The 24,828-nt window shown below is 41.5% G+C and carries 26 protein-coding genes; 4 read left to right on the top strand and 22 right to left on the bottom strand.

From position 1 onward, the window contains the following. The first annotated feature begins 185 nt into the window (after window positions 1-185). The 4 genes from U2P91_RS02000 to U2P91_RS01985 are packed head-to-tail and all read left to right on the top strand — an operon-like array spanning window position 186 to window position 3,700. Entirely contained in the window at window positions 186-1,079 is an 894-nt protein-coding gene (locus U2P91_RS02000; RefSeq protein ID WP_111889645.1) for a branched-chain amino acid ABC transporter permease, read from the top strand. Between the two features lie 14 nt (window positions 1,080-1,093). Next, window positions 1,094-2,197: a branched-chain amino acid ABC transporter permease gene (locus tag U2P91_RS01995; RefSeq protein WP_322518957.1), complete on the top strand. Its 1,104-nt coding sequence runs from the start codon at window positions 1,094-1,096 to the stop codon at window positions 2,195-2,197. Next, window positions 2,197-3,000, top strand: coding sequence for an ABC transporter ATP-binding protein (locus U2P91_RS01990; protein ID WP_322518956.1), 804 nt, complete (start codon window positions 2,197-2,199; stop codon window positions 2,998-3,000). Before U2P91_RS01995 ends, U2P91_RS01990 begins: the two co-directional genes overlap by 1 nt. After that, window positions 2,987-3,700 carry an ABC transporter ATP-binding protein gene (locus U2P91_RS01985; protein ID WP_111886539.1) on the top strand — a complete coding sequence of 238 codons (714 nt, stop codon included), beginning with the start codon at window positions 2,987-2,989 and terminating at the stop codon, window positions 3,698-3,700. Before U2P91_RS01990 ends, U2P91_RS01985 begins: the two co-directional genes overlap by 14 nt. A gap of 53 nt (window positions 3,701-3,753) precedes the next feature. On the opposite strand, the gene U2P91_RS01980 is transcribed toward U2P91_RS01985, so the two are convergent. From U2P91_RS01980 to U2P91_RS01875, 22 genes are all read right to left on the bottom strand, one after another. Further along, window positions 3,754-5,289 (bottom strand): Ppx/GppA phosphatase family protein, encoded by a 1,536-nt coding sequence (locus U2P91_RS01980; protein WP_322518955.1) that lies wholly within the window; start codon window positions 5,287-5,289, stop codon window positions 3,754-3,756. 2 nt (window positions 5,290-5,291) lie between these two features. Next, entirely contained in the window at window positions 5,292-7,400 is a 2,109-nt protein-coding gene (locus U2P91_RS01975; protein WP_322518954.1) for an RNA degradosome polyphosphate kinase, read from the bottom strand. After that, on the bottom strand, window positions 7,397-8,947 hold the full coding sequence (locus U2P91_RS01970) for an exopolyphosphatase (RefSeq protein ID WP_111886536.1): 1,551 nt from the start codon (window positions 8,945-8,947) through the stop codon (window positions 7,397-7,399). The genes U2P91_RS01975 and U2P91_RS01970 overlap by 4 nt, the downstream gene beginning before the upstream one ends. Window positions 8,948-9,157: 210 nt before the next feature. Beyond that, the gene (locus tag U2P91_RS01965) at window positions 9,158-9,955 is read right to left on the bottom strand and encodes a methyltetrahydrofolate cobalamin methyltransferase (protein WP_322518996.1); all 798 of its coding nucleotides are present in this window, start codon (window positions 9,953-9,955) and stop codon (window positions 9,158-9,160) included. Window positions 9,956-9,979: 24 nt separating this feature from the next. Next, on the bottom strand, window positions 9,980-10,633 hold the full coding sequence (locus U2P91_RS01960; protein ID WP_322518953.1) for a corrinoid protein: 654 nt from the start codon (window positions 10,631-10,633) through the stop codon (window positions 9,980-9,982). Window positions 10,634-10,710: 77 nt separating this feature from the next. Then, entirely contained in the window at window positions 10,711-12,087 is a 1,377-nt protein-coding gene (locus U2P91_RS01955; RefSeq protein ID WP_322518952.1) for a methyltransferase MtaB domain-containing protein, read from the bottom strand. A 32-nt stretch (window positions 12,088-12,119) separates the two neighbouring features. Next, a complete protein-coding gene (locus U2P91_RS01950) occupies window positions 12,120-12,515 on the bottom strand; it encodes a B12-binding domain-containing protein (protein ID WP_111886533.1) in 396 nt (131 codons plus the stop codon). 242 nt (window positions 12,516-12,757) lie between these two features. Further along, window positions 12,758-13,231, bottom strand: coding sequence for a hypothetical protein (locus U2P91_RS01945; RefSeq protein WP_322518951.1), 474 nt, complete (start codon window positions 13,229-13,231; stop codon window positions 12,758-12,760). Window positions 13,232-13,247: 16 nt separating this feature from the next. Next, the gene (locus U2P91_RS01940; RefSeq protein ID WP_322518950.1) at window positions 13,248-13,868 is read right to left on the bottom strand and encodes a GTP-binding protein; all 621 of its coding nucleotides are present in this window, start codon (window positions 13,866-13,868) and stop codon (window positions 13,248-13,250) included. After that, entirely contained in the window at window positions 13,861-14,523 is a 663-nt protein-coding gene (locus U2P91_RS01935) for a cobalamin B12-binding domain-containing protein (protein ID WP_111886530.1), read from the bottom strand. The genes U2P91_RS01940 and U2P91_RS01935 overlap by 8 nt, the downstream gene beginning before the upstream one ends. 13 nt (window positions 14,524-14,536) lie before the next feature. Then, window positions 14,537-15,853 carry a PocR ligand-binding domain-containing protein gene (locus U2P91_RS01930; RefSeq protein WP_322518995.1) on the bottom strand — a complete coding sequence of 439 codons (1,317 nt, stop codon included), beginning with the start codon at window positions 15,851-15,853 and terminating at the stop codon, window positions 14,537-14,539. Window positions 15,854-16,117: 264 nt separating this feature from the next. Continuing rightward, a complete protein-coding gene (rd, locus tag U2P91_RS01925; RefSeq protein ID WP_111886528.1) occupies window positions 16,118-16,276 on the bottom strand; it encodes a rubredoxin in 159 nt (52 codons plus the stop codon). Between the two features lie 123 nt (window positions 16,277-16,399). Continuing rightward, window positions 16,400-17,320, bottom strand: coding sequence for an ROK family protein (locus U2P91_RS01920; protein ID WP_322518949.1), 921 nt, complete (start codon window positions 17,318-17,320; stop codon window positions 16,400-16,402). A gap of 18 nt (window positions 17,321-17,338) precedes the next feature. Beyond that, window positions 17,339-17,962, bottom strand: a complete 624-nt coding sequence (locus U2P91_RS01915; RefSeq protein ID WP_322518948.1) for a Yip1 family protein — start codon at window positions 17,960-17,962, stop codon at window positions 17,339-17,341. Between the two features lie 124 nt (window positions 17,963-18,086). Next, window positions 18,087-19,382 (bottom strand): ABC transporter permease, encoded by a 1,296-nt coding sequence (locus tag U2P91_RS01910; protein WP_322518947.1) that lies wholly within the window; start codon window positions 19,380-19,382, stop codon window positions 18,087-18,089. Window positions 19,383-19,394: 12 nt separating this feature from the next. Then, window positions 19,395-20,234 (bottom strand): hypothetical protein, encoded by an 840-nt coding sequence (locus U2P91_RS01905; protein ID WP_322518946.1) that lies wholly within the window; start codon window positions 20,232-20,234, stop codon window positions 19,395-19,397. Window positions 20,235-20,302: 68 nt separating this feature from the next. After that, a complete protein-coding gene (locus U2P91_RS01900) occupies window positions 20,303-20,983 on the bottom strand; it encodes an ABC transporter ATP-binding protein (protein WP_111886523.1) in 681 nt (226 codons plus the stop codon). A gap of 78 nt (window positions 20,984-21,061) precedes the next feature. Continuing rightward, on the bottom strand, window positions 21,062-21,886 hold the full coding sequence (locus tag U2P91_RS01895) for an ABC transporter permease (protein WP_322518945.1): 825 nt from the start codon (window positions 21,884-21,886) through the stop codon (window positions 21,062-21,064). Then, a complete protein-coding gene (locus U2P91_RS01890; RefSeq protein ID WP_322518944.1) occupies window positions 21,880-22,575 on the bottom strand; it encodes an ABC transporter ATP-binding protein in 696 nt (231 codons plus the stop codon). The genes U2P91_RS01895 and U2P91_RS01890 overlap by 7 nt, the downstream gene beginning before the upstream one ends. Further along, on the bottom strand, window positions 22,556-22,945 hold the full coding sequence (locus tag U2P91_RS01885; RefSeq protein WP_111886520.1) for a GntR family transcriptional regulator: 390 nt from the start codon (window positions 22,943-22,945) through the stop codon (window positions 22,556-22,558). The genes U2P91_RS01890 and U2P91_RS01885 overlap by 20 nt, the downstream gene beginning before the upstream one ends. 127 nt (window positions 22,946-23,072) lie before the next feature. Beyond that, window positions 23,073-23,978 (bottom strand): UbiA family prenyltransferase, encoded by a 906-nt coding sequence (locus U2P91_RS01880; protein ID WP_322518943.1) that lies wholly within the window; start codon window positions 23,976-23,978, stop codon window positions 23,073-23,075. Window positions 23,979-23,981: 3 nt separating this feature from the next. Then, window positions 23,982-24,749 carry a polyprenyl synthetase family protein gene (locus U2P91_RS01875; RefSeq protein WP_322518942.1) on the bottom strand — a complete coding sequence of 256 codons (768 nt, stop codon included), beginning with the start codon at window positions 24,747-24,749 and terminating at the stop codon, window positions 23,982-23,984. Window positions 24,750-24,828 lie beyond the last annotated feature (79 nt).

Below are 24,828 nucleotides of genomic sequence, written 5' to 3'. Positions count from 1 at the left end.
ATAATCATAAGGAGAGCATGGCTACCATGACTCTCTTTATCTACGCAAAGGCGCGTACTATCGAAACAGAACGATATTTCTGCTGCGCGCCCTTTTCACACGGAACAAACATTGAGGGTATTTGTTATCAGATACCCTCAATTTAAATTAAATGATATAACGAGGTTTTAATTATGGTCGTTGGAATGACAATGGAAACATTCTTACAGCAACTTATCAATGGTTTATCAGTGGGAAGTTTGTATGCCTTAATTGCCATAGGCTATACCATGGTTTATGGTATCCTGAGACTGATCAACTTTGCCCATGGCGATATCTTTATGATGGCTGCCTATTTCACATATTTTGGGATTGCAGTTTTTGTTCTTCCCTGGTATGTCACGTTTATTATCACGATTGGTTTAACCATGTTACTGGGAGTCACCATCGAGCGGGTCGCCTATCGCCCTCTGCGGGAAGCACCCAAAACATCACTTTTGATTTCAGCAATCGGGGTTTCATTTTTACTTGAAAATGTTGCCACCTACCTGTTTTCTGGAAAGCCACAGGCTTTTCCTGAATTCCCATTAATGACAACACCTTTTTTTATCGGTGGTTTGTCCTTTCAGCCGGTTTCTATCGTTATTCCAATTGTCGCGTTTGTCCTGATGTCTGCACTACTTTTTATCATTAATAAAACGAAAGTTGGCATGGCCATGCGGGCTGTGGCTGTTGATTATGACACCGCCAAACTCATGGGAATTAAGATCAATGGGGTTATTTCTTCAACCTTTGCAATCGGCTCTGCCCTTGCTGCGGTCGGCGCTATTCTATGGTGTATGAAATACCCATCGGTGTTACCCCTCATGGGTGTTGTCCCTGGACTTAAATGCTTTATTGCTGCCGTCATTGGTGGCATCGGCAACGTCAAGGGGGCCGTGCTTGGCGGTCTGATCCTGGGCTTTTCCGAGGTTCTGATGGTCGCCTTTTTTCCAGCGCTTACTGGTTACCGGGACGCCATCGCATTTGTCATCTTGATAATTATTCTACTGTTTCTTCCCAATGGTCTTCTTGGTAAGAAACATGTGGAAAAGGTTTAGGGGAGGTACCAGAAATGAAAGAAACTCAAAACAACATCGGTGCCTACTTAAAACTTCACTGGAAAACAGCCGTCTTTTTGGTGGTGCTGCTAATTGGGATCGGTTTAGCCGACAATTTTGTTGATTCCTATGTGCGGCGGTTACTTAATTTATGCGCGATTTATGTCATCGTCAGTTTAGCGATGAATCTGGTCAACGGTTTTACCGGACAATTTTCATTGGGACAGGCCGGTTTTATGGCCATTGGCGCCTATACTGTAGCGGTCTTTACCGTTCCCATCGAGTCGCGAGCAGCAATTTTTTATCTTGAGCCGATGGTACCATTTCTAGCCAATATTGAATTACCCTTTATTGTCGCTTTGATTCTGGGTGGCCTGGCTTCGGCTGTAGCGGCCTTTTTCATTGGCTCACCTTGCTTGCGACTCCGAGGAGATTACCTGGCCATTGCTACCCTTGGTTTTTCTGAAATTATCCGAATCGTATTCACCAATACCCAATCCATCACGAATGGTGCACTGGGCATTAAGAGCATTCCGACCATCAGTAGTCTCTGGTGGACTTATGGGATTGCGATCATTATCATCATTGCAACGATCCTGCTGATTAACTCAACCTACGGGCGGGCATTTAAATCCATCCGTGAAGACGAAATAGCTGCCGAAGCGATGGGCGTAGCACTCTTTAAAACAAAGATGACCTCATTTCTGATTGGTGCGTTTTTCACCGGCATCGGCGGCGGATTATTTGCTGCTCTACTGGGAACGGTTGACCCCAAACAATTTTATTTTATCCTGACATATAACTTTTTGCTAATCATTGTTCTTGGTGGCATGGGTAGTATCTCTGGAACCATCATTGCCAGCTTTGTCGTCACCTTGGGTCAGGAAGCTCTGCGTTTTCTGGATGAACCGATGGCCTTCGGCCTGGATCTGCCCATCTTCAGACCGGGGCTAAGAATGGTTGTCTTCTCATTCTTACTGATGGTCATCGTCCTCTTCTACCGAAAGGGCTTAATGGGTACCAATGAGCTCACCTGGGATTTCATTGCAGAGAAATACCGGACTATCAAGAAAAAACTAAGCAAAAAAAAGACCTCAACTGAAGGAGGTGGCAATTAATGAGTCTTCTAAGAACAGAAAATGTCATCATGCAATTTGGTGGTGTAGTCGCCGTCAATGACTTAAACATTGATATCAAAAAAGGCGAATTGGCCGCTTTGATCGGACCCAATGGCGCCGGTAAAACCACCGCTTTTAATGTTATCACCGGTGTTTATACCCCCACCAATGGGAAGGTTTTTTTTACCCCAACAGATAAAACTGACAACGTCGCCGAGATTGATATAACCGGTAAAAAGCCCGATAAAATAGCTGGCCTGGGCATTGCCCGAACCTTTCAGAATATCCGGTTGTTTAAAGAACTCACCGTTCTTGAAAACGTCCTGGTGGCTACCCACGTCAATGCGAATTATAGCTTTCTTTCCGCGATACTCAGAGCACCGAAAGCAAAAAAGGGCGAACGTCAGGCTAAGGCCGATTGTGAATTCTTACTGGAGCGACTGGGACTCGTCGATCTGAAAAACGAAAAAGCCTCTTCCCTGCCCTATGGACAACAACGGCATCTGGAAATCGCCCGGGCCCTAGCAACCAAACCGCAACTGCTTCTTTTAGATGAACCAGCTGCGGGGATGAACCCTCAGGAAACAGACGAATTGACGGCCCTGATTTTTAAATTGAAAACTGATTTTGATCTGACCATTTTTATGATTGAGCATCATATGGATCTGGTTATGGAAATTTCTGATCATATCTATGTCTTGGATTTTGGCTGTACCATCGCTAAAGGAACGCCTGACGAGGTTCAAAATGATCCAAAGGTTATTGAAGCATACTTGGGGGTAGACGCCGATGTTGAAGATTAGTAATTTGCAAGTCGCTTATGGCGGAATTGAAGCGGTAAAAGGCATTGATCTGGAAGTGCCGGAAGGTAAAATTGTAACACTGATTGGAGCGAACGGTGCTGGAAAAAGTACCACCCTCCGTGCCATCGTCAATCTGGTTAAATCAAAGGCTGGGAGTATTACCTATCACGGTGACGAACTTCTGGGTCTGGACACTACAAAAGTTGTCGATAAAGGCATCACCCTGGTACCGGAAGGCCGACATGTATTCCCCGATCTGACAGTTCTGGAAAATTTAAAAATTGGTGCTTATATGCGCAAAGACAATTTGGATGAGGATATCCAGAGAATCTACGGTTTGTTTCCCCGGTTGGAAGAACGTTCCTGGCAACACGCCGGAACCTTATCTGGTGGCGAGCAGCAAATGCTGGCAGTTGGGCGAGCGATGATGAGTCGGCCAAAACTACTAATGATGGATGAACCTTCGCTGGGACTTGCTCCGCTGATTGTTCAAGGTATTTTTGATATCATCGAAACCTTGAATAAAGAAGGTATGACGATTCTCTTAATCGAACAAAATGCCAATATGGCGCTGCGAGTAGCCGATTACGCCTATGTACTGGAAACTGGAAAAATCACGAAAGAAGGTTCCGGTAAAGAACTTTTGGCTGACGAAAGCATCAAAGAAGCTTATCTAGGTAAAAGCCATCGTAATAAATAGCAATCTGATAAAAAAAGCCACCAATTCTTCACTCGGAATAATTGGTGGCTTTTTTATCGTTTGGAAATAATGACCTTATTATTAATCGTCAACGTTTTGTTAAACACTCGCTTAAATTTCTTACCACATTCATTGACAATCATGTTATCAAATACCGAATGACCGGTTGTCAGTACATTAAGCTGGACTTCTTTTTCCATAATAACACAATTCACGTCTTTTACTACCCCATCCATGCTGCGATCCAGATACTCGGATATCTGCAGAAATAGACTCAGCTGATCAATGAGATGCCGCTCATTATCCTGAAGCAATCCGAAGTATTTTTCCGAAATCTGAATTTTTTTATTGGTGCGATGATTGAGGGCAATAAACGCACTCATCAGTAATTCTTTTTGCTCAATCCCCAAAAGACCTGAGTTTAAGATAATATAAAAACTATGTTCATGATGGTTTCCAAATTGTAGCTTAATCCCCACATCATGGAGCATCGCACTGGCGCGGATCATTTTACGCACATCCCCTTTAATGTTATGTAGCGGTTTTAGCTGCTCAAACAGATTTTCTGCGAGTTTAAGAACATGATACGCATGGGGAATGTTTACATTAAAGTTAAGCATAATATTAACCAGCGACAGTTCAAAAATATCATAAACCAGATTGTCTTCGTTATAACCAAAGTAATCATAGATAATGCCGTCCCGCAAACCGGCATTACTGATAATCAATTCGGGTGAATCGATGTGTTTCATAACCCGTTCCAGGGTATGGCTGGAACCCACAAAAATATCGATCCGGCCTTTTGACAAACCTTTGAGATTCGACCGCTCCGCTAAATTCATGCCGGCGGCCATTTCACAGATCCGTTTCACGTCATTTGATTTCATCCGATAGTTATGGGCGATTTCTAGTGGATAATCAACAAAGCTACGATGAATCCGACCAACATTGCGAATGGTTCCGCCCACGCCGATCACTGGCAGACCAGCGGCTTTTTTCAGTATTGGCATCTCGTTGAAAGCTTCTTTTAAAAATTCATCCAAAGCCTTAAGTTTTTTATCTGTAACCTCATCTGTCAAATCAAATTTTTCAGCCAAATCAATGGACCCGAAGGGCAGACTGACGGTATCCACTTTTTTTCGACCTTTAATGAGAACAAACTCAGTGCTGCCACCGCCGATGTCCATGAGCAGAGCATCCTTAATGTCCAGTGTATTGATCGTCCCCAGATAATCCATGGAGGCCTCAACCTCGCCGGGGATGATGGTTACTTCCAGTCCCACTTCGGCCTTGATTCGTGCCACATATTCGGCTCCGTTCGTTGCTTTTCGAACCGCTGCCGTTGCCACTGCAATGACCTTTTTAATATGATAAGCCTTACACATGCTAACAAACATACTGAGGGTTTCAATGCCAAAGTCCATTCGATCCTGTTGGAGCTCTCCCGTTTCTTCCAGTCCGTCATTTAAGCGAACGTTCACCTTTACATCATCAATAATTTGAAAATATTCATTATTATAGTATTCGCCAATCACCAGATGGACACTATTTGAGCCAATGTCAATAACACCAATATTTCGTCTTTCCACGTCTATTCTCCCTCAATATTCTGTAATAAAACTGCTTGATTCCTGGCCTGTTCAAATTCTTGCTCTGCTTTATTGCAGAAGTAGTCCTGGCAGGAGATCAGCTCTTTTCCACGTTTGTCAATGCGTATGTACGATCCGGTTTCGGTCATTAACCGAGTTTTAACGGTATCTTTTAAGGTAATATCCAATATATGTTTGATTTCTTTCTTGAGGCTCTCTTCCTCGACTGGAAAGAGTGTTTCGATTCGCCGATTCAAGTTTCGTTCCATCCAGTCAGCACTCGAAAGAAAAATATCTTCCTTGCCCTGATTGTAAAAATAATAAATTCGGCTATGTTCCAGAAAGGTTCCCACAATACTAGAAACAGTAATCTGTTCGCTGATCCCCGGCAAGCCCGGCTTAAGCGAACACATCCCGCGAACAATCAGTTTAATTTCAACTCCAGCCTGAGATGCTTCATACAACTTATTGATAATGCCTTCGTCCACTAGTGAGTTCATTTTTGCAATAATCTTTCCTTTTTCACCCATTTTAATGTTCTCAATTTCACGGTCAATGGCAATATAAAAAGCATTTCGCAGGGTTTTAGGCGCCACTTCAATTTTTTTCCAAAGCGCATAGTGACTATATCCGGAGAGCAGATTAAAAAGCGTCGAAACATCAGATCCATAGCTTTCCTTGGCCGTAAACATCCCCATATCAGTATAAAGACCTGCAGTCACATCATTGTAGTTTCCCGTACCCAGATGCACATAGCGTCTGATCCCATCAGATTCTTTTCTCACCACCAAGATCATTTTACAGTGAATTTTTAGTCCTACCAAACCATAAATCACGTGGCACCCGGCCTGTTCTAATTTTTTTGCCCAAACAATATTATTGGCTTCATCAAAACGAGCTTTAAGTTCCACCAGGACGGTTACCTGTTTGCCATATTGAGCCGCCTGGATCAAGGCTTCAATAATAGGAGAATCGCCGCTGACGCGATAAAGTGTTTGTTTAATGGCCAGCACATCCGGATCGATCGATGCTGCTTTAACAAAATCCACCACTGTTTGAAAAGACTGGTAAGGATGGTGGAGCAAGCGGTCTTTTTTTCGGATCACCTCAAAAATATCAGCCGCTCCATAAAATTCATTGGAAATCATCGGAGTATAGCGTGGTTCCCTCAGTTCACTAAATTCACTACGGCTCTGAAATTTCATAAAACAGTTCAGATCTAAATTCCCCTTAAGCTCATACAACTCACTTTCAGCAATCTCCAACTCATTCATGAGCCATTTTTTCATTTTTTTGCTCATGTCTTTCGTAACTTCGAGTTTGATACTGGCCCCCCATTTACGCTGCTGAATGGATTTCTCAATTTCGATCAGTAGATCTTCGGCTTCATCCTCATCGATGGCCAAGTCACCATTTCTCGTAATTCGAAATTCGCTGACCTGTTTGACATCATAGCCAGTAAACAGCTCATTGACAAAGGGACTGATCAGATCTTCAACAAAAATATAATTAAGAATTTTGGAATCTTCAGCTCTGGGCAACGCAATAATCCGATCCAAAACCTTGGGAATCTCGAGGATGGCCAAAAAATCCTTTTCATCCTTTACCTTTGCTTCTGTATCATGGAGCATAATACAAAGATAAACCTGGTTGTTTTTCACCAAAGGAAAGGGACGGCTGTTATCAATCGCCTGAGGGGTCAAAACCGGGTAACATTCATGCCTGAAATAATGAAGGGCAAAATCCTTACCCTCTTCATCCAGCTCATTATAACTCAAAAAAAAGATATTATTCTGATTCAGTTCCGGTATGATCGACTTTGATAAACAGGTATATTGTTTGGCCATCATTTCCTGAGTGATGCCATTGAGAATTGTTAATTGCTCAGTGGGGGTTAAGCCATCCACCGTTTTTTTGTTATAGCCCACATTAATCTGATCCATGATGCCGGCCACCCGAACCATAAAAAACTCATCCAAATTGGATGCTGTAATGGCTAAAAATTTAAGCCGGTCCATAACCAAATTACCTTTATCATAGGCTTCTTCCAGGACCCGATAATTAAAATCCAACCAACTGATCTCTCGATTTATCAATAAACTACTCTTCATGATTCAACCCTCTTAATCTTTAATATCGGTTTAATGCCATAGACATTTTCCATGGTCATTCGGCTTGCCTTAAAAAAATACTCTTCCAATTGAAAATTTTTCCCGGTCGTCAAGCTGATCACTAATTTTTCATCTCTGACGAGACAGGAAATATTCTGAATTTTCTGCTGATAACTTTTATCAAGGGCAATGGCCAGTTTGAGAATTGCCGCCAGTTTAGCAACCAGCAACTGCTCTTTTTCATCATTTGAATGCATTTTTTCTTCTTCTTTGATGAAATTTGTCTTAACCGCCTCTGCCACCATTCCCATTACGGCTTTCTCTTCCTCAGTAACCCCGATGATATCAGTCGTTTCAATAATATACCGGCTCTGAACCCAAAAATTCTTATGGTCGATGAAACTCCCCACTTCCATGAGATAACAAAGCATCGATAAAAGCTGGCGTTCCCTTTTTCCAAGTTGATGGTATTTCTTTAAGGAGTCAAAAATCTTTAAGCTGATTTTTTCGACAAACTCCGAATGCTTGTGACTGGTGTGATATTTTTTACCGATGGTTTTTGCCGATAGATAACTGCCCGCTTCAATCCATTCAATAAGTTGCTGTCTTTTAGTAATTTGAAATTGAAAGTCTAAATAGGCATCCCCAATGACCATCGGAATCAGTATAAACGTATCCACCCCCGTTTCTGCCAACAGTTTTAGATAAAGCATCAGCGTATGATTCAGGGTTTCAGCCTCATTTTGATCCAAGAGCGGATACTTCTTCAATAATTGATTAACGGTCAGATCGCCAGCTGTTTGGCATAACTCGCCAAATTCTTTGGCATTTACACGGTAGTAGTCCTGACGCTCGGTGTAACCACAAAGTTGTGCAATTACATCGACTTCATGGGAGGATACGAAGAGCCTTTTAATCTGACGCTTTCTGATATTTTCAACAAAGTCCTGGGTATTGATGGAGATAAACTCCATGAGCAGGGTTTCGAATCGCTCCGAATTTTCTTCAATGGACTTAAGGATTTCCTTCATTTTGAGATAACCCAACTGGGCGGTCTGATGATAGTCAATAATACCATTTTTTAACAGCGCCACCGACACATTCCCACTAGAAATTGATGCCAGCATCTGGTCCGCTTTGGTCTCATTGATAATGTCAAATTCCGGATCACACTTTAACACCATGTGACGATAAATAAGATGCGTTTCTTCTTCCTTATCGAGAATTTCAACCTCATAGCCGCCGGTATTAATTTTAATCTGCTCGAGGATATAAAGCCGATTCCTCGCTTCACGAAGCGCTGTTGTACCAAATATTTTTATCGATTCAACGCCATAAGTTTTAGACATTTCGATATAGGCATTAATCGTTTGACATAATGCATAAACAGATTTAAATGAAATCTCACCCTTTGTAAAACTCTGACTACCGAAATTAATGGGAAACATGGCTCGATCTAATATTTTAATGCACCCTTTTCCCCGCTGTCCCACGATTAGTTCACACCGGATAGAGCCAATATAAATTACTGAAAATCGCTTGATCATAAACGTCACCTCACATACTTTTTTCTATTTTATCACAATTTCGAAAAATTTAATGTTAAAACTCATCGAAATTTTGATTTTTTAGGTAAATCATTTCTTTAAATCCGCTTATTGATCGAATTACCATCTTTTATCCCATTAAAAAAAGCCGGCAGTTAGGCCGACTTTTTTTGATAGGATTCGATTGGAGTAAATCTCAGATATTAAATTCTAGCCAAGTAGGCCTTTTCGATGGGCTTTAATGTAGCCGCCGCAGTAATTATCCATACCCAGCAACGCTTTAGCGGTGATAATATCGGCCATGGTTTTGTCGTTCGTTGGATCCAGAACATAGCCATCCATCCCCAGTGTCATGGTCTGAACAACGAAGAGCCGATTAAGAATCGCTCGATTCGGGAGACCATACGAAATATTACTGAGTCCACACATGAAATGTACGTTCGGATATTCCATTTTCGTTTTTTTGATGGTTTCTAATACTTCGACCCCAGCGGTCGTCACACTGCTGATCGGTTTTACCAGGGGATCAAAATACATATCGTCTTCCTTAACCCCTTCCTGAGTCAGTTTCTCATGGAGTTTATGAACAACCTTCATGCGATCTTCTGATGTTACAGGCATCCCTGTACTGTCCATGCAGAGCACCACAATTTTCGCATCGTATTTACCAATTAGCGGTGCTACAGCATCATATCGTTCCTCTTCATCCGATATGGAATTGATCATGGGTCGACCATACTTACAGAGACTTAAGCCGATGCCCAGTGCTGAAGCGCTTGGACTGTCGATACATAGGGGTATTTCAACAGCACTTTGGACCGTATTTACCAGCCATTCCATGATTTCATCTTCATTATTGATCATATTCCCACAGTTTACATCAATATATGTAGCTCCGGCCTTGGCCTGACGGACGGCAAGATCAATGATCAGATCTTTATCCCGATTATTAGCGGCTTCTTTTACAGCGGGTCGACTCGTATTGATTAATTCACCTACAATTGTCAGCATGATTGTTGTCTCCTCCTATTATTATGCGCTTAATTCTTCCGGACTGCTCATCATCCGGTCACACAGTTCAACTGCTGTGGATGCATCCATTGAATAACCATCAGCACCTATATCATTTGCAAATTCCTGGGTTACCGGAGCGCCACCAATGATAATTTTAATTTTATCCCGGAGTCCATCTTTTTTAATTTGCGCAATGGTTGATTCCATCTTCATCATTGTCGTTGTTAACATTGATGACATCCCAACAATATCAGGATTGTGTTTTTTAATGGCGGCCGAGAAATCTTCTTCCTTAACATCAACACCAAGATCGATAACAGTATAGCCGCGGCTTTCGACCATCATGATTAAAAGATTCTTGCCGATATCATGTAAATCACCATTAACGGTTCCAATGATCATCTTTCCTTTACTGGGAATGTCACCGTCCATTATCAAGGGTTTTACCAGTTTCATGCCTTCGTTCATGGTATCGGCTGATTCCATGACTTCGGGAACAAACATTTCACCACTTTTAAATAATGGTGCGACAATGTTCATGCCGGCAATCAGGCCCTCATTAATTATTACAATTGGTTCTGTGCCATCATCAATAAGTGCTTGAACCAGTACTTTTATGTTATCTAAATCACCTTCCAAAACACATTGGGATACTTCTTGTAAAGTTGCCATATTAATCCTCCTAAATTTCACATTTCGATTTTTTAATCATTTTCACACAATTTGAATTATTTGTTTTAGCAAAAGAATTATAAGCCGTATTCACTCGGGATGAATTTATCCATGTTAAGTACCGATTTCATTTGATTGTAGAATTCATCAGGATCGTCAGGAATACTGTCGATTTGTTTTTCCATTTTATCAAGCCACTTCATATCACGCTTGTCACTTTTTACTTTTCCTTCAACGATCGCTTTTTTAAGCTCGGCAACCGTTAACTTCGCCGCTAATCGCGTTTTTAAGAAATGATTCTGTTCTTTTACTAACTCGGTACTGATTCGTAATACCACATCTGGTCGTAACACATAGGCTTGAACATCCAGCGGGGAATCCGATTGAACCAATAAATCCCGGAACATTAATTGTTGTCCATTTTTTGTGGCTGCATTCATCAGACGGACATCATAGATAAGTTGTTCAATTGCAACAATCGGTGCCATGTCAGACAACAATCTGATCTGCTGAATAGACTCATTACTCCAGGTGTCTGCTAGTGCTGCAGAAATATTTCCGACTGGGCTTAAATGGGCACCTGCTGCGCTTTTACCTTCCATAGCGATGGGACAACCGGTGATGGCTTTGATGTAAGGTCCTTCATAGGCGCAGTCTTTGTCTGGACCAACTGCACCCTGTTCAAAGGCTACCAAAGCTCGTGGAACAGCCGCTACTCGAATCACGGCAGCAAACACATGAGGGATAAAGCCTTTTTCTGCAAGGACCATGGCGGTATTAGCAAATCCACAACCCGAATCCCCAGCTGCAAAGCTTCCATGTTTTTCTGAAATGTCGACAATATGTTTCCATAAGAATTCCATATCATTACAAGCAAGTATACCAAGGGCAAAAACAGCGATTCGAATATCTGCTTTTACCAGAGCATCATCATGAACTTCTTTTCCACCGGTTGATTCAATTGAGAAGAAGTCAGTCCCGTCTTTGGCACATTGTTCGAACAATTCCAGCATGGTTTCCCAGTATTGTCCACTACGCATAACTGGCGGACGGTCAAACTCTCTTAAATCATTAGGGGTGGTTCGAAGGGCGGATTTTAAGCCATATTTTTCAGCTGCTTCTTTCATTCCATTTTGCAAAACACGATTAACTTCAATACCATATTTAGGAAAATGGGTAAATTCCGGCAGTAATTCAAACTCAACCAAAACGCCTTCAGAATATAATTCTGCTGCCCGTTTCAATACCCCGTCGATGATATCCGTATAAATACCTACCGCTTTAGGCAAGGTTGAATCATCAACATCCATGCCTGGTAAGGTGAAGTTAATTTCGGGATAAACAATACCACCACCAATAACCATGCCACTTTTAGTTGTTACCGGATTGGGGCAAGCCCCGTATACAAAATCGTCTAAGTTTTTAATTGCTAATTGATCAAACTTCTTTACCATTTTTTCCTCCTAATTTTAAATTAATTCCCCTTTTATGAGACTTTTGCTCTGGATTTAATGACTGTGAAGCCAGCCAGTTGTACAATTTTAGCTAAAACAATCTCTCCTGGTTCAGGTACATCTCCAAATACCGATCCAAGGGTAATGCGGCCAGACTTAAAACTCCTGATATCCTCACCAATAATCGGTTGCAATTTTTCTTTTATTTCTTCTAAAAGTGCTCCTGCAACTAATAAATCACTGACGAAATATTCTCCTCTTTCATACAAAACGCCAACTTTTTCAGTACCCATCTGACAAACTTTCATCACGTCGATCCCTTCATCCCTTGTTGGATTAGAAGCGACGAAATCATCTATTATTTCTACGATCTTATCACCATCAAGATTTTCTATGCAACAGATTAACGCTTTATAATCGATCATCATTTTTTATAGTCTCGAAAGAACTAATTTACCCCTCCTTGAGTTCGATTTAAATTTTAGTACCTGCAGGATTTCTAAAATTCATTTTATATTCTTATCATACGCTTGTTTTCACTCTTCGTCATTAGACGTTTTTTGTAAAATTTGGTACTATATTGCTTTTTAGTTTTATTTGCGGCATAAAATAAGCATAATTGATGTTTTTTATTGTAAATAACATCAATTATGCAAATCATTCAGGTTTATTAGTTATGGTGGTGACTATTACAGATTGGGCAATCATCACCATCGCCATGATCATGGTGATGATGACTTACTGGTCGTTCTTGTGTGTTCTCAATTGTGATACTGATAATCGAATCTCGCTTTTCTAAGGATCTACATGACCGTTCAAGAAAAACACGGCTTTCATTTTCGCTGATATTCGATACCAGCGAGTTCACAATCATATTTATATTAAAGACTTCTTTGTGCTCTCCATGAAACTTACTGTTAATCACATTGTTACTACTGACACAGCTATACTTAATAAAATCATGCTCATCAATCTGCGCCAGTGCCTTAATATGTCCGATCATGTGCTCTTCGTTTTTACAAATCTGGTCAACATATAAATGTAGTACATCATAAATCCGTGACCGCCATTTTTCGACTGGCAAAGCCTGATTCGATGAAAGCCGGACGTTAAAAACCACCGGCAAAAATTCATCCTGATACATATCTCTTCCCTGCTTTCTAAAAAAATTGTTTAAATTCCCGGCTCAACTCATTATTGATGTTCATTTTGAATGTTCTAATCCCGGGCTTAATCGCCATTATCATCTCTACCACTGCACCAATCTCCTCCTCATTCACCTGATCGATCTTGTTAATCACCACGCATTTCGCCAGACTGATCGAATCGTTCAAGAGCTGGTTCAGACGTTTTTGATATAAAACAATCCGGGTCGGATCAAAAATAAAGATATTCTGTATCTCATCCTCATGATAGCCGCAATTAGTAATCGTCGGATACATCGAAGATGGGTTGGCCATACCTGAGGGTTCAAATAGGATATAGTCCAGATCCTCATACTTCTCCAGCAAATGATTAATGGTCACTTCCAGGGTCACCTTCATGGTGCAACAAACACAGCCACCAAATAAATCCAGCACGTCATAGCCAAGCATTCGCATCTGCCGATTATCAATTCCCACATCACCAATTTCGTTAATAATGATGGCACATTTTTTATCTGCCGCAGCCAGCATTTCAATGGTCTTTAGCAGCATCGTTGTTTTACCCGAACCGAGAAAGCCGGTAAATAGAATAATCGGTGGTCTACCGTTTAATAACTCGTTCTTTTTATCACACATTGAAATACCCTACTTTATTTCCCAATAATTTATTGACAATATCGATTGCTCCGAAAACATCTTTTCCATAGCCATTTGCCCCAATCTCTTCCACATAATCCTGAGTAACCGGTCCGCCACCGACAACTATTTTAATCCGATCTCTGATACCTTCGTTAACAATCGATTGCGTCACATACCTCATCTCACCAATTGTCGTCGTTAAAAGTGCCGACATCGCGAGAACATCCGGCTTATATCTCAGAATCGCCGATACAAATGATGAGGCTGGCACGTCAATTCCCAGGTCAATAACCTCATAACCATCGCCCTGAAGCGTCATTGACACCATATTCTTGCCAATATCATGAAGATCTCCGGCAACAGTTCCAATGATAACCAACCCTTTTTTTCGTTTGATTTTGGATTCAACAATCAGTGGCTTTAAAACATATAAACTTGCGTGCATCGCCCGGGAAGACATCAATACCTCCGGAATAAATATATTCCCGTTTCTAAACTCATTGCCAATTTCTTCCATCATCGGAATAAGGGCATTCGCCATGATCACATCTGCCGAAATTCCCATATTCAGGGCCTGCTCCGTTAAGTTTTTGACCACTTCTGCATCCCCTTCAATTAAACCTTCTTGAATTTCTTTTATATATCCATCCACTGTGATTCTCCTTTTATAGATTTTGTCTGAATTGTGTCGGTGTCATTCCTTCATTACGACGAAAGACCTTGGAAAAATATGAGCCATCGCTATAACCCAGAGACATCGCAATTTCTTCAATTTTATAACGGGGATTACTGAGCATTTTTTTTGCCTCATCCAGTTTTACCTTGGTAACATAGTCCATGACCGTCATATTTTGGCTTTCTTTAAAGATTCGACTGACATAAAAAGGACTGAGATAGACTGAATCTGCAATTTCTTCCAAGGAGTTATTTTTGGCATAGTTATTTCGAATAAATCCTTTGATCCCTTCAACAGCGGCCCGATTTTTTGATTTGCTGTGATGATGAATTTCATCCAAATACCGTTCCAGCAGAGAATTGGCAACAATATTAATTTCCCGGATACTATAGCAATTATTCAGTTCTTGTAATAAATTGGCATTAAATCCCATTGACTTTTCAATATCAACCCCAGCTTCTACACAGGCCCGGGACATGACCACCACTAATTCGTAAACGCGGCCTTTCATGGTCAAAAGCTTTTCCTCTTCGCTGGAGAAAATATCAGCTAACATGACCTTAAAGAGCTTCCGACACTCCTCCAGGTCGCTAAGCTTAATTTTTCCGATTAATGCTTTTTCTTTTTCCAGAAAAAAACTAAGGCTCTGACTATTGAGCTTTTCTTCCAAATTCTTGCGGGTTTGAATTTCCTCATTTAATAACAGTTGTTGCAATTCAATTTCTTTTTTATGGTGCAAACTTTCTCCACCTGTTTTAATAATGTAGTTGGCAATGACATGGAGCAGCGATGCTGCCCCCTGAACCTTTTCTCCTGATACGACCTGGAGTTTTTTCGCAGCTTCAAACAAAGCTGTAAAATCATCGGTTAAAAAACGGTTCATTTCTTCTAACTCAATCCAAAAAAACTCTTCCGGTTCCCACATCAATACCTGTCCACAAATAATGGTACCCAGATGTTCTTCATCAAAAATAATTGGTGCTGCCCACTCGATCAATCCCGCCGGACAACGAAAAATATAGGGTTCATCAAAAATAGCGGCCTGTTTTCCAGCCCGGGCATAGGCCCCAACACATCGCCTGATTCCCTTTTGCTTTTCCATTTTCCAAATCATATGGCAAAATTCGCAATTTTTCTGGGCATCTTTTTTAGAAAAGATGGAGTGCCCTTCAACATCGACGATGTTAGCAGTTAATCCTGTAACATTGGTAAACGCATCTAATATTTTGATAATGATTTCTTTATCCACTAGTTGGATTAAATGCGCCCGGCTGGATGCGCTTCCGCACCTGACGCTACTAAACACTTCTTTCAACGTTCTCCCCCCTTTGTATAACAAATGTAATCGTATAAACACCTTCTATAGTTAAGAGTATAACATATCGGCATCAAATAATAGGTACTATATTGCTATTTTAGGTATTTTTCTGTATGGAATGTCCGATCTTTAAGAGAATACCGTGCAATAAAAAAAAGTGTAAAATTTAAACCAGATTTGGTTTAAATTTTACACTTATGAAGCCACTTTTGAACGTGTCGCTTCGCTTACTTTTAATTTACTTAACTTTGATTAAACTTCCGAAAAAGCACTTTTATCAACGCCACATTCTGGACAGACCCAATCTTCTGGAATATCAGAAAAAGCAGTTCCTGCTGCTACCCCGTTATCTGGATCACCTACTTCCGGGTCATATACATAACCACAGATATCACATTCAAATTTTTGCATTGCATTTCTCCTTTATCATAATATGACTTAATTCTATTATAATCATTCTTACTTTTATTTCAATGATTTTTTTTAAAAATTCAATCATTTCACACTTTTTTATTCACCGAAAAACAAATTGCCTTAAATGAAACGACTAAGATGAGCGGCCCCAATCATACCCGCCTCATTTCTAAATCTGGCTAACACAATTTCTGGTATTGCATATGCAGGGTAGGTTAAACGACTTTTTGTCTCAGCAATTATTTTACCCAGTAAAAAGTCTCCGGCACCCGATAAACCGCCGCCGATGGTAAATACTTCCGGATCGATAAGATCATTAATATTCGCAATGGCCCAGCCCAAATATCGGGCCAGACGATTAACCGCGGCCAACGCCAAGGCATCGCCAGCTTTGGCCGCCCCGAAAATTTCTCTAGCATCAAAGCTATTCATATTTCTTAAGGTTGAATCCATGCCATCATCCAATTGTTTCTGACAATACCGGATCAGTGCTGTTGCCGAAGCAAAGGTCTCCAGGCAACCATTTTTCCCACAATTGCAGTTATAAAAATTTTCTTCCATGATCATATGACCCACTTCCGATGCCACGCCATGAGCACCAAATATGACCCGATCATTGATGATCATCCCACCGCCAACACCGGTACCAAGGGTCAGCATCACCGAATTTTTTTTCCCCAGGGTGCTGCCAAAAGCTGCTTCGGCAATACAGGCGGCGGTTGCGTCATTAACCAGCCGTATTTCAAGCCCAAGCCTGGTTTCGAGGTCTTTTTTTAATGGCTGGTTTTCCCAGTTAAGGTTGGGACAGGAAACAATGGTTCCGCCATCCGGTGACAGGATTCCCGGAATACCGATTCCCACCACCGTTTCTTCTGGCGAGAGCTGATGCAGTTCTTTAATTAATAACCCTAGGTCGTCTAGTACCTGATCATAACCCATATGCGTTCGGGTTTTTTTATTTCGTTCTTCCTGAATCACTCCCCGATTATCTACGATCCCGCCTTTGATGGCCGAGCCGCCTAGATCAATACCGATTCCCATCCTTTTCCCCCTGTTTTTCTAGCTGATTGCCGTGGGTTGTAATCCAGCTACAGAATTAAGGCTGATCAGTGATAACCCCAGGCTCAGTCCTGCTGCGACGACTTCTAGTCCGATCACTGGAATGGCCGTTTTTTTGTAGCTTACGCCATAAAATATAGCCAGACCAATGATCGTCAACACAATCTGCCAGATATTAAAGACATTGATGATCCCGCCCAAAAAAGCGATCCAGTCCATTTCATAAACCTTGGTTATGTCAACCGGTTTTTGAAAGAAAATGTTGAGAACACTCTGGAAAATCTTGGGGAAATAGTTAAGCCCCACCACATAAAAGGCGGTTTTAAAAGAACCTTCCCCACCCATTTTTTTTAACACCAGGTTAAAAATGGCAGCCTTGACCACCATGCCAACCGACACGCCGATTATTGTGAAAATAACCGCTGTGACAATACTGATCGTCTTAATCATTCCCATTTGATCAGCGGGAAGCTCCATGCTGCTCGCCGTGTTTGCGGCAATCACGCCGGTTAACCCCCCGATGATAGCAATAATTAAAATCGGGATTAACAGTGACTGTTTTTCTTTTTCAGCAGCTTGTTTAAAAAATTTCACAGGATTAATTAGTAAGTTTAAATAATTCATGGTTACTCCTTCTCTTTTTCAGTTTTATATTGTTTTAGTTGATAAATCCTTCACACACTTAAGCACTTCAGCTACAGTCAATGATACTTTTTATTTCATTATTATAATCTGACTTTATCCGCCACTATTCACTGCGAATTGCATCCAGAGAGCTAAGGTTCGCCGCTTTGATCGCAGGTCTTACCCCCGATAGAAGCCCCACCAGGGCCGAAAACACCAACGCAAAGAGCACCAATCCCGGTGTAATGTAGGAGATCGTTACCCCACCACCGCCACCAATAAAAAGACCGGCAATGAGATTAATCAACACCGAAAGAAGCAGGCTGATCACAATTCCCACCATACCGCCAATTAGTCCAATCATGGTGGATTCAGCAATAAACATATTGCGGATATCCGTAATGGATGCCCCGATGACCTTCATAATTCCGATTTCCTTGGTGCGCTCATAGATGGACATGGTCATGGTATTGACGATCCCAATGCAGGCAACTAAAAGTGCCACTCCCCCGATACCGCCCAGAAGAATCTGTAGCATCTGGAAAACTGAGCCCATGGAATCAAGAATTTGTTGCATTGAAAAGACCGTAAACGACATTGTCTCAATTTCACTCGTAACCTCATTAACAACCGACGAATCTTCCACTGTCACCAGTGCCTGGGTGTAACCTTGTTTCTTGACATTGGCTTTCTTCCCTGTCTGCCACTCATTTAAATCGGTCACCAGTTGATAATCAGCAATGATCGCATAGTCCTCGTTGCCACCAGTGGATTCCAGTACCCCGGTCACCCTCAGTTTCTGGTTTTTTATCTCCTCTTCACCATTTTCATTGGTGCGCCGGATGATGAGATTAACATTCTGACCAATCAGATCTTCCGGTTTTATCTCGCTTTTTTCCGCTTGAGCCGATGCCCCGGTATAGGTAAAGCTAGTTAGCACATCTTTCCCCAAAATAACACTGTTTTTATCATTCGAACCGGGTTTTCTGCCACTGGTAGTTTCGTAGCGCATATCTTTTAAAACACCGTAATCCACCCCCATCAGCGACACCCCATACTGTTCACGCTTGACCTCAATGTTTGCACCACTGAGATTCACGACTGGCGTCACCGTCACGACGCCATCAATTTTTTTCAGATCTTTGATGGCATCATCGTTGAGAATCAGCTTATCGTCTGTTTTTCCACCGCCCATCGAAGTCACTCCCATGGAGGAAAGATCCTGATAAACCTGTAGCGTCGTGATTGAACCAATCCCAGAGAGTTCATCCGTAATGCTTTTCTGAGCGCCCGTACCGATGGATACCATTACGATGATCGATGAGGTGCCAATAACCACCCCAATAATGGTGAGAATGGTCCGAAATTTCATCCGCCAGAGATTCTCCCAGGATAAGCGCAGGAGTTCTTGCTTATTCACACCCTCACCTCTCTATGAACCAATGCCGAAAACTACCCTAAGGAATTTTTCAAAAAAGTTCTCTTCCTCGGTATTATCCCCTTTTGCTACTGCTTCTTCCGATACAATAGTGATCGCTTTTTCGACGGTGCGTTCATTATTGAAGCTGTCCATAAATTTCAAGGTAATAACGCCGGGAAACTCCCCGGTTTTATCTGTTGTCACTTCGGTTGAAAAATCGTCACTGTCTTCTTTTTCAAAGGTTCCGTAATACTGATAGGTGTTGCTAAAGTCTAGACCAGCGCCAGCCACACTCACCTGAACCCCCCGTACCGGATTAGAACCGAAATTGGCAATTTCAAAGCCAATTGTTGTCAGACCCTTGTCATCTTTAGTCAGCACATAGCGTTCCGGTGCGATAATTGACATCGATTCACTTTCATTGATTACAATGCCAACCGTGGCCGTAAAATTATAGACATCGCCATCATAGTCTTCACAATTGAGCTGTAGATTGAGATTATAGTTTTTTGCTTCAGCACTGGGCGAAGATACCATCGGTATTTCAATAACCGCACTTTCCCCTGATTTAATTTTTTCGACATAAAAATGACCGCCGGTACCAACCATGGAAAAAACGCCCAGATCGTTAGCTCCTGCTTGTGATAACACATCCAGGGTCACATTGTAGGCGTGGTACTCACCGTGATTGGTCAGGGTGACCAGCATTTTAAAGTCCTTTCCCGGTGAAACGGTAGCCGGATCAAAGGTAACGGCACTAATTTGGAGCAATGGCTGCTCCGGGGCTGCCATCGCAGCCGGTGCAAAACAAAATAATAGCAGCAAGGATAAGAACAGTGTTGAGCACGTCATCTTGACCCTCTTTTTTGATACCTCTTTCATGATTTCTCCATTTCCTTAATTTTTTTCCTGCTCAGCACTTATTGGCTGACTTCAGATTCAATCAGGCCATCCTGCATATGAATAACCTTGGTGCAGTATTTGGTTGTATCCGGATCATGGGTGACGATGACAAAGGTCTGATTCTCTTCACGATTCAGTCGATAAATCATCTCCATAATATCCGCACTGGTTTTCGAATCCAGATTCCCGGTCGGCTCGTCGGCGAGAATAATCTCCGGATGGTTCACCAGTGCCCGCGCAATACTCACCCGTTGCTGCTGACCCCCCGATAGTTCGCTGGGCTTATGCCCCATCCGATCTACCAATCCGACCACTTCCAGAGCTTCGATTGCCCGTTCTTTGCGGATTTCTTTTTTGACACCAGCAAAGGTCAGAGCCAGAGCCACATTTTCCATCGCAGTCATTGTTGAAATGAGATTGTAAGACTGGAATATAAAACCCAGATGCTCCCGTCTAAAAAGACAAAGCTCATTCTCCGTCATTTCGCTGATCTGGTAATCCCGGATTAGAATCTCCCCTGAGGTTGGTGGAACCAATCCCCCCAGAACGTTCAAAAAGGTGGATTTACCCGATCCAGAAGGACCAAGCAGGGCCACCATTTCCCCTTGTTCAATATCCAGATTGATTCCCTTGAGGATATGAATATCTTCTTTCCCCAACTTGAAATCTTTGTATAGCTCTCTGACTTGAATAAAAATTTAGATCCACCCACTTTCTTTTTATTCTCTGGCTTAAACCATTCAATTGCTGATTATTATAACACAAATCAACGTAAATTATTCCAGATTTAAACGATTTTTCATAATATATTGAGTCACATAATAGAACGCCGCACCAAACACCACATTAAGAATCGTTGACCCATTAATCAGCCATTGGATGGTTGACATAGCAGAACGACCGTTTAATATCAGAATATCCAGATTTCCAATAGCAAAAACAGCCATGAAAATCGACCCAATGATCTGTAGTACAATGGTGATCACAATATAGGCTCCAAAAGCTGCGACGACCCGATGCTGACTGAATAATTGTCCAATGGCAATGGCAACATAAATCATCAGTATTGATGCAACCGTATTAACCGCTAAAAATAATGCCAGTTCAGCTATAAAAAGATTGAGATTCATGCCAGTTTCAACGAAAAACGTCTGATAAGCTGCCTGGATAGCCTGGGTCAACTCCATCATCGAAAAAGTTCCCAGCGAAAAAATGACAAAGGTTAGGACAATCATGACGGTACAAACCGCTGACCAGAGAAGCCCCACCAGAAGCTTTGATAAAACCAGCTCCCAGGTTTTTACCGGCAGCGAAAACATCAAATAGCCCTCATCCGTAAACAGATTTTTATAGAACCGTTGAATAATCATTACCAGGGTCATCACACTAATACCAACGATTAAGATAAAATAAAGCGTAAAGCTGATCCATAGAGTAATTTCCGCTATTGTGTTATTAGATGCTGCTTCGGAAAAAAAATCCGGAGCACCAATGGCCATTACCAGTTTGGTAAAAATTGTTAAAATCAGCAAGGCACCGTAAAGCGGTAAAAAAATCCGGCTGGTTGCCCTTGTTTCGTGTTTGATTAGTTTCCCTAACATTTAAAAACCTCCCTGAATAGTCCATCCACTGACTTATTATGAGTTTCTCGTATTTCATCAACGCTGGAACTAAGCACCAGTTCCCCCTGATTAATAAACATAATATCATCAAGAATCTGCTCAATGTCCGCAATGAGATGGGTTGAAATAATCACCGATGCCTCTTCTTTATAGTTGGTAATGATGGTATTTAGAATATAGTCCCGGGCTGCCGGATCGACTCCACCGATGGGCTCATCCAGTAAATAAAGTTCGGCTTGCCGACTCATCACCAAAATCAGCTGGACCTTTTCTTTTGTTCCCTTAGACATCGTTTTAAGTCGATCGTCAGGATTAATAGCCAAATCTTTAAGCATGTTTTCGGCCTTAATGCGATTGAAGTCCTCATAAAAATCTTCAAAGAAGACGAGAATTTCGCTAACCCGCATCCAATCACTGAGATAGGAGCGCTCAGACAGATAGGAAACCTTAGCTTTGGTCAAAGCCCCGGGTGCCTGTCCATCAATAAATATTTCACCGGATGAAGGCACCAGTAAACCGGCTGCCAGCTTGATAAAGGTACTTTTACCACTGCCGTTTGGTCCCAGTAACCCGATGATCCGCCCCCGGGGAACTTCCATATTAATTTGGGATAAGGCTGCTTTCTTCCCATAGGACTTGGTCAGATTGTTAGTGTTTAAGATGGTCATCTTCTTTGTCCCCTTCCTCTATCTTTTCCATCAATGCCAGTATTTCATTTCGGCTCATACCCAATTTCTTCATTTTTTCAAGAAATGCGCCAATCTCTTGAACTGCCAGTTTCTTTTTCGCTTCTTCTATCACTTTTAAATCCTCCGTAATAAATCTGCCGCTGGTTCTTTGTGCAAAAACGAGTTCCATTCTTTCCAGTTCTGCCAATGCTTTTTGCATGGTATTGGGGTTCACACCTGCATCCATTGCCATCTCTCGCACTGATTCAAGTTTGTCTCCTGGTGAATAAACACCGGAAATGATTCTGAGCTCTATCTGTTCCACCAACTGTTTATAGATGGGGCGATCTGAATCGATGATCCACTTCATGGCTGTTCTCCTTTGTATTATTGTATTATCTTATTAATACAATAATACATTCTCGGATTGATGTCAAGAAAAAAAACAGAATCCATGGATTCTGTTCCATGGATTCTGTTTTCTTGTGAATGATCGTTTATTTAAAGATCACCCCTGCTATTAAACTAATAATCACCGGAATCACCATGATCCCGAGGTTTTGTACACTCAGCGGAAAAGTGCTTGATTTAGACTGTTGTTTTCGAAAGATTTGAATATTTTTCTGAACTGGGATTAAACCAAATACAATAATCAGTCCATATGTTGGCACAATTCTAAATAAAACCATAACTATAATTGACGCATAGCCTAAATAATAAAGTGCTGCAAATAGATTCACCGCATTTTTTACGCCTAAATAGTAAGGTAAGGTAAAGCGGTTTACGGCAACATCCGCTTCAAGATCACAGGTATTATTGGATAGCATAATATTTGCAATACCGGTCATCGCCGGTATTGCAACAACGCCTAACTTTAGCATATTCAATACATTAACAGAAACGATAAGAATCCAATTCGAAAAATCGTAGTCGATCAAGCTCTCTTTTGGCGCATTAATATAAACCACTAAAAAGGGGATCAATAAGCCCATGAATAAACCCGAAAAAATCTCGCCCAAGGGCAACCGCGAGATTGGAACCGGACCAAAGGTGTAGAAGATCCCAACTCCAAAACATAAGGCCCCAATAGCCAAAACAATGAGCCCGGTATAAAATACCAGCGCCAAACCCAAACAACTTGCCAAAATCAAAAGAATCAGCACTATCTGCTTTGCTGTCTTTTTTGAGAATTCCAGTATTTTACCATTTGTTTTTACATCAATATAGTTATTTAACGCGGTTGTTGCCATATCAAAGCTCAGCATTGAGGCAAAAAACAACAAGGTATTTAAACGATCAAACCGTCCATATGCATAAATAACATAAGACAAGCCGAGCAGAAAAGGAAGTACACTGGCCATTTTTGTCTGAATCTCAACATACTTTAGAAATCGTCCTACCATCCCTTAATTCTCAACTTTCCAAATTCTTCCAAGGATTTCATTCATTAACAACTTTTTATTTTCTTCCGTAAGAGTATTTATCATTTTTTTTGTCTTTAGATAGTATTTTTCTGCCACATCCCGGGCCATTGATACCCCACCGACCTTAACAACCTCGGCAATAATTTCATTAATCTCACCCGGTGACAGCTGCTGACGGCGGATATGATGCTTAAGTTCCGGTTTTTTAAGAAAGGCATAAATAAGCGGCAAGGTTACCACTTCTTCGGCCAGGTCATGTTTAACCGTCTTTTTAGTTGCCGCAACATCCGATTCATAATCCGCACAATCATCCAATATCTGAAATGCCATACCCATATTATATCCAATTCGTCCCATAAAGCGCGCTTCTTTATCACTACATTCATTTATAATCGCACCGGAATACATCGCCAGCGAAAAAAGTGCCGACGTTTTTCCTGCTATTATTTTTAAATAGTTCATCACACTGAGCTCGGTATCGGAATTATGTTTAAATTGGCGAAGTTCTCCCAGGCAAATTTTTGTCATTGCCTGGGTATACACATTTAATTTTTGGGAATAATGATTTGAAATCTCAGCTACCATCGCAAGCGATATGCAAAAAAGGTAATCACCACAAATCACGGCTTCTTTTTTTCCAAACTGTTTTTGCAAACTGGCATGTCCCCGCCTTATCTCGGCCTCGTCGATAACATCATCATGCACCAATGTGGCAAGATGAAGAATTTCTACCGCTGCACCGGCAATCACTGTATAATGTACACGCTTGTCAAGACACGAAATCAGAAATATTTAGATAAATCTCCTTTCGCATTTTGATCAGGCAGCC

It is taken from the genome of Acetobacterium sp. K1/6, assembly GCF_034438075.1.
Taxonomy (GTDB): Bacteria; Bacillota; Clostridia; order Eubacteriales; family Eubacteriaceae; genus Acetobacterium; species Acetobacterium carbinolicum.
This window is presented reverse-complemented; position numbering and strand designations above follow the sequence as displayed.

What these genes read in the sequence shown, in the direction of transcription:
- U2P91_RS01955 (WP_322518952.1), bottom strand. Translation starts at nt 12,087, where the DNA reads ATGGTAAAGAAGTTTGATCAATTAGCAATTAAAAACTTAGACGATTTT.
- U2P91_RS01960 (WP_322518953.1), bottom strand. Translation starts at nt 10,633, where the DNA reads ATGGCAACTTTACAAGAAGTATCCCAATGTGTTTTGGAAGGTGATTTA.
- U2P91_RS01890 (WP_322518944.1), bottom strand. Translation starts at nt 22,575, where the DNA reads ATGACCATCTTAAACACTAACAATCTGACCAAGTCCTATGGGAAGAAA.
- U2P91_RS01985 (WP_111886539.1), top strand. Translation starts at nt 2,987, where the DNA reads ATGTTGAAGATTAGTAATTTGCAAGTCGCTTATGGCGGAATTGAAGCG.
- U2P91_RS01895 (WP_322518945.1), bottom strand. Translation starts at nt 21,886, where the DNA reads ATGTTAGGGAAACTAATCAAACACGAAACAAGGGCAACCAGCCGGATT.
- U2P91_RS01940 (WP_322518950.1), bottom strand. Translation starts at nt 13,868, where the DNA reads ATGTGTGATAAAAAGAACGAGTTATTAAACGGTAGACCACCGATTATT.
- U2P91_RS01995 (WP_322518957.1), top strand. Translation starts at nt 1,094, where the DNA reads ATGAAAGAAACTCAAAACAACATCGGTGCCTACTTAAAACTTCACTGG.
- U2P91_RS01990 (WP_322518956.1), top strand. Translation starts at nt 2,197, where the DNA reads ATGAGTCTTCTAAGAACAGAAAATGTCATCATGCAATTTGGTGGTGTA.
- U2P91_RS01905 (WP_322518946.1), bottom strand. Translation starts at nt 20,234, where the DNA reads ATGACGTGCTCAACACTGTTCTTATCCTTGCTGCTATTATTTTGTTTT.
- U2P91_RS01945 (WP_322518951.1), bottom strand. Translation starts at nt 13,231, where the DNA reads ATGTATCAGGATGAATTTTTGCCGGTGGTTTTTAACGTCCGGCTTTCA.
- U2P91_RS01880 (WP_322518943.1), bottom strand. Translation starts at nt 23,978, where the DNA reads ATGGTAGGACGATTTCTAAAGTATGTTGAGATTCAGACAAAAATGGCC.
- U2P91_RS01975 (WP_322518954.1), bottom strand. Translation starts at nt 7,400, where the DNA reads ATGAAGAGTAGTTTATTGATAAATCGAGAGATCAGTTGGTTGGATTTT.
- U2P91_RS01915 (WP_322518948.1), bottom strand. Translation starts at nt 17,962, where the DNA reads ATGAATTATTTAAACTTACTAATTAATCCTGTGAAATTTTTTAAACAA.
- U2P91_RS01950 (WP_111886533.1), bottom strand. Translation starts at nt 12,515, where the DNA reads ATGATGATCGATTATAAAGCGTTAATCTGTTGCATAGAAAATCTTGAT.
- U2P91_RS01920 (WP_322518949.1), bottom strand. Translation starts at nt 17,320, where the DNA reads ATGGGAATCGGTATTGATCTAGGCGGCTCGGCCATCAAAGGCGGGATC.
- rd (WP_111886528.1), bottom strand. Translation starts at nt 16,276, where the DNA reads ATGCAAAAATTTGAATGTGATATCTGTGGTTATGTATATGACCCGGAA.
- U2P91_RS01885 (WP_111886520.1), bottom strand. Translation starts at nt 22,945, where the DNA reads ATGAAGTGGATCATCGATTCAGATCGCCCCATCTATAAACAGTTGGTG.
- U2P91_RS02000 (WP_111889645.1), top strand. Translation starts at nt 186, where the DNA reads ATGACAATGGAAACATTCTTACAGCAACTTATCAATGGTTTATCAGTG.
- U2P91_RS01970 (WP_111886536.1), bottom strand. Translation starts at nt 8,947, where the DNA reads ATGATCAAGCGATTTTCAGTAATTTATATTGGCTCTATCCGGTGTGAA.